The following is a 4,417-nucleotide window of genomic DNA, read 5'->3' as shown; positions in this document are numbered from 1 at the left end:
GTATGAGCCACGATTTCGAACTCGCCATCGAGTGCGGGTCGAACATGATCCGTGTGGGATCGCTGCTGTTTAAATAGGCAGGGACCCTATAACGGTGTTTGACACATCGCCGTTGGTTCCGAGTCTACGAACGCTTTTGCGTTCGAGACGGTCTTCGGCCGGAATGGTATCCTACTCCACTTTCTCTCCGCTTTTTCATCACGATATAATTGTGAAAGATCATTAACAAAGGAGGTCGAGATGCGCTTCAAAGACCGAAAGGACGCCGGTCGCCATCTAGCTCAGGCCCTGCTTCCCTACCGCCACGAAAATCCGCTGGTGCTGGCCATTCCTAGAGGCGGCACCGAAGTGGGATTCGAGGTTGCCAAGACGCTGGATGCCGACTTCGACCTGCTCATCGCCAGGAAACTCCCTTTTCCCGACAATCCTGAATCGGGCTTTGGCGCCATCGCCGAAGACGGCTCGGTCTATATCATCCCCTACTACGCCGACCTGCTCGATTCCGATCTGGTCGCACGTATCGTCGCATACCAGAAAGGCGAAATCGAGCGACGCGTCCGCACGCTGCGCGGCGGGCGTCCCATTACACCGGTAACCGGCCGTACCGTCATTTTGGTCGACGACGGCATCGCCATGGGCTCGACGATGCACGCCGCCATCGCATTCTGCCAGCACCAGGGTGCAGCCAAAATCGTCGTCGCTGCCCCTGTCGGAAGTCCCCGTGTCAAAGAGGAACTTGAAGAGATCGTCGATGACGTCGTCATTCTCTCCACTCCGCCCTGGTTCAGAGCCGTGGCCGAAGCCTACGAAAACTGGTACGACGTAAGCGACGAAGAGGTTCTGGAGATTATGGCAAGATGGAAAGAGAGTGGAACCCATCTCAAACATCCCTATAGGCGCTAACACAGATTTTTGCTACGGGTCGGGGAGAACCAACGACGAATCGGGACAAAAGCCCGCCGATTTCGTTGAAAAAACTTGAACGATGGGGTTCTAGAGAGTCAAATTGAATTTCAATGCCATTCCCTCTTTCGTCTCGACGATTTCAGCGTAGGATGGGACGGGCGGTTTCTGTTTGGCAAGGGCGTTGCCGAGCGATTTGGCCACATGATGGAAATTCCGGTGCATCGGAAAAACGATGTAGTGTACATGTCCATCCCGCAGTCTTTCACCCAGCATATCGATGAGGATATAGTAGACCGCTTTGTTGACGGCACGCTGAACGACGTACTCTTTCATCAAGGCGATATTTTTTAGCCACACCTCTTTTTCAATACTGCTCATCTGCTCATTCGTTTGTGTCCACTCCATTGTCTCGTGAAGAAATATTTCCGTATCGGCTACGGCATTTTCCATTATCCGTGTGACATCCGGTACATGTTTTTCTATCTTTCCAAGCAGCACACTGCCCTCCAAAGGCTCTCTTTTGATGCCGAAGTGGAGAGTCCCTTCACGGAGTGTCCGGGTGTCGAGCGCTTCGATCAGCTGTATCAGCGTGTCGAGATAGATGAAGCGATCCTCTTTGGCATAGTCGAAGAGAATACCGTATTTCGAACAGATCGGTTTTGGACCGGCATATTGAAGTGTATGATGCATCGATTATTTCCTTCCGGAAGCTATAGATTTGTAATGGTGCCGAAGAAAGGGTATGAGACCGAAAAGATATCCGATCCAGAAAATGGCCGAAGGGAATGTGCCCGGATCACCCCCTTCAAATATATCAATCCCCGGAATGATGAATGAGAGGACAATGATAGTGCCGGCAATCCCTTCAAGCACGACGAATCTCCAACTGTAAGGGATATATCGGCCATTGGCATTCTCTTTCAATATGCAGATTCCGAAAGCTGCAAGTGTCATGGCGACAAGCATCGGCGCCCAGACGGGACCGACCCATGGCGTCGGAATGAGAAAAAGAATATCCCATGTTCCAAAGGAAGCAGGCCAGTCGAGAACGATCTTTAGAAAAATGTAGTAGAAGATGTCCCAGATGCCGAAGAGTATCAGAAAAGCTGCCACTCTGCTCTGAAGTCTGGTATAGGACAGTTGCGCGGTCGTCCAGATGACAACAAGCGTCATCGCCTCCCGTACCAGTTCATTCAGAAGGATATTGGGTTCGATCGGCGTCAATGGAAAGGCAAACCCTTCGGGATAGTAGATCTTCCTCAGATAGACGACGACGGAACTTTCGATGAACGCGAATGCGACAGCCCATAGCGACAACCAGACGATCTGTCGTGCCAACGGATGATCTATAGTGTCAGAATCGGTAGGCATCGATGTGTTCACGAACACTCTCCACCAGTGATTCGAGGGTCTCCTGGAGATACTCCTGGATACTCTGTTCACTCGTGAAAGGTGGAACCCATTTTTTCTGGGTCAATCCCACATGCTTCGTGATCTTTTTGTTGCCCTGTTCAATGAGAAGTGTCACACGGGCGGTCGCTTCGAGATTCTCTTTGGTCAGTTCATCACGATTGAGTGTCGCGCCAAGCCGGTCGATGAGGATCGTGATCTTCGCGATCTTCGGGTTGGCGCTCTTTTTTGTCGTGACGTTGCATCCTTCAACCTTCAGCGCTTTGATGATCGACTCCTGGAACCAGCGATCGACCGGTTGCGAGATTGTTACGGTCGTAACGATCTTTCCCGCTTTGATAATCTTTCCGACAACACCTCTGTTCTTTCTGATATCTTTGACAGCCGCCAGATAGATCGTGCCGCTTTTCTGATAGACGGCGGGATTGGGTTCGAAGGGTTCGAGTGCGATGGAGGCCTGGGGTTTCTGGGCACAGCCGGCAAACCCGATGAAAATCGTAATGATCACCGTCCAAAGAGTCGTAAAAGATCGAATCATAGTCATAACCTGTTTTGAAATCGTGCTGCAATGATAGCATTTGCAGTTTTAAAAAATGCAGAACCCATCTCAACAATCCGGGCAACCGTGAAGGTTGTGATGATGGAGATCAAACGGAATCGGAGTGATAGTGCCTGTTCAAAAAGGTGTTGAGGGCATTGGCGAATGCATGGGCATCTTTTTGCGTGAAAGGTTTTGGCCCGCCGGTTACGACACCGCTTTCACGGAGTTCATCCATCATATTGCGCATCGTCAGATACTGTTTGATGTTATCGGCGGTGTAACGTTCACCGCGATGGTCGATGGCATGAGCGCCTTTTGTGATGACCCGATCGGCAAGCGGTATATCGGCCGTGATGACGAGATCGCCCGATTCGACCATCTCGACGATGAAATCGTCCGCTTTGTCCGCTCCCGCTTCGACGATGTGCGACGTGAGACGATTTGACGCTCCCATATTTACCTTTTTGTTCGAAACGAGTATAAGGGGTAGTTTCAGACGTTCCGATGCACGCAGGACAATCGGCTTGAGCAGATTTGGAAAGGCATCGCCGTCAATAAAGATTTTCATTCCGCAATCATAGCAGATTTCGGTACAATCGCACTATGCAAAAGCGAGCGAAACTGGGCAGATGTCCCGAATGCGGCGAAGCGGTAGTCGACCGAGGAGAGTTTTATGGATGCGAAGGGTGGCGTGCCGGCTGCGATTTTACCATCTCCGTGTATGCACTCGCTTCGATCGGCCACTACAGGATATCCCCAAAACAGATGCGAAAACTTCTCAAAGGCCCCGTTCGCATGAGTTTCAACATGTCGAGCGGAGTGGAACGGCTCTTTACTGTTGAGCTCAAAAAGGTTGAGGAAAAGTGGCGGCCATGGATCGATTTCGAAGCCGGCAGTGAACTGGAGGTATTGGGAGAGTGCCCGCTGTGCGGTGCCGATGTAGTCGAGAGCCCGCTCAGTTATGGGTGTTCCCGCTGGGATGAAGGGTGTGAGTTCGCAATTTTCAAAAATTCGATTAAGCGTTTCGGCGGTAAAATGCTGAGCAAACAAAAAGCCAGAGAGCTGTTGTCGACCGGAGTGACCGAGGTGACGATCCGGGATTTTGACGGATCGGAAAAGCGCGTGCCGCTGCTGCTCGACAAAGACTTTGGCTGCAGAATCGATTTTAAAGGAGAAGAGAGATGATCGAATTGGATGAGACGTATCAAAAAAAATATGAGGATGCGGTGGCACGTGCCGCCGACAATCCTGAGGATGAAAATCTCAAACCGATTGTGGCACTCGATACACTTCTCAAAGAGATCGAAAATAACAGTTTGATGGAGATGATCGATCTGGACCCCTATTTCGGGGAGACCTCGCTTCCATTGAAAGAGCATACCGACCTGCTGGCGGAGCGGTATCCCGAAGAGTTCGATTTTTTTAAAACGATGATGGACGATCTGCAGGAAGAGATCGAAATCCATTTCGAAGTGACGGAGATGTATGAAGATGAGGAGTTCGACCAGTTCGTCGAAGATCTCCGCATCATCAAGGCGCGCTACAGTGATCTTTTCAGAG

Annotated in this window: 7 protein-coding genes; 3 read left to right on the top strand and 4 right to left on the bottom strand. The window is 50.8% G+C overall.

Annotated features, from left to right (window positions below):
- Window positions 1-240 precede the first annotated feature (240 nt).
- Window positions 241-903, top strand: coding sequence for a phosphoribosyltransferase (locus Q1K24_RS09360; protein ID WP_300369334.1), 663 nt, complete (start codon window positions 241-243; stop codon window positions 901-903).
- Between the two features lie 90 nt (window positions 904-993).
- Here Q1K24_RS09360 and Q1K24_RS09355 read toward each other — a convergent pair whose 3' ends face one another.
- From Q1K24_RS09355 to Q1K24_RS09340, 4 genes are all read right to left on the bottom strand, one after another.
- Window positions 994-1,596: a hypothetical protein gene (locus Q1K24_RS09355; protein WP_300369331.1), complete on the bottom strand. Its 603-nt coding sequence runs from the start codon at window positions 1,594-1,596 to the stop codon at window positions 994-996.
- Window positions 1,597-1,599: 3 nt separating this feature from the next.
- The gene (locus tag Q1K24_RS09350) at window positions 1,600-2,244 is read right to left on the bottom strand and encodes a hypothetical protein (RefSeq protein WP_300369328.1); all 645 of its coding nucleotides are present in this window, start codon (window positions 2,242-2,244) and stop codon (window positions 1,600-1,602) included.
- 16 nt (window positions 2,245-2,260) lie between these two features.
- Window positions 2,261-2,854 (bottom strand): YajG family lipoprotein, encoded by a 594-nt coding sequence (locus tag Q1K24_RS09345; RefSeq protein ID WP_300369324.1) that lies wholly within the window; start codon window positions 2,852-2,854, stop codon window positions 2,261-2,263.
- 109 nt (window positions 2,855-2,963) lie between these two features.
- Window positions 2,964-3,425 (bottom strand): YaiI/YqxD family protein, encoded by a 462-nt coding sequence (locus Q1K24_RS09340; protein ID WP_300369321.1) that lies wholly within the window; start codon window positions 3,423-3,425, stop codon window positions 2,964-2,966.
- 35 nt (window positions 3,426-3,460) lie between these two features.
- Here Q1K24_RS09340 and Q1K24_RS09335 point away from each other — a divergent pair, with 35 nt between their 5' ends.
- Window positions 3,461-4,042: a hypothetical protein gene (locus Q1K24_RS09335; protein ID WP_300369319.1), complete on the top strand. Its 582-nt coding sequence runs from the start codon at window positions 3,461-3,463 to the stop codon at window positions 4,040-4,042.
- Window positions 4,039-4,417 (top strand): hypothetical protein (locus tag Q1K24_RS09330; protein WP_300369316.1); only part of this gene is annotated, 379 nt, incomplete at its 3' end. The genes Q1K24_RS09335 and Q1K24_RS09330, both read left to right, overlap by 4 nt.

The sequence above is a fragment of the Hydrogenimonas sp. genome, from assembly GCF_029932565.1.
GTDB lineage: Bacteria > Campylobacterota > Campylobacteria > Campylobacterales > Hydrogenimonadaceae > Hydrogenimonas.
Note: the sequence above shows the minus strand (reverse complement) of the source record. Positions and strands in the feature narration are given on the sequence as shown.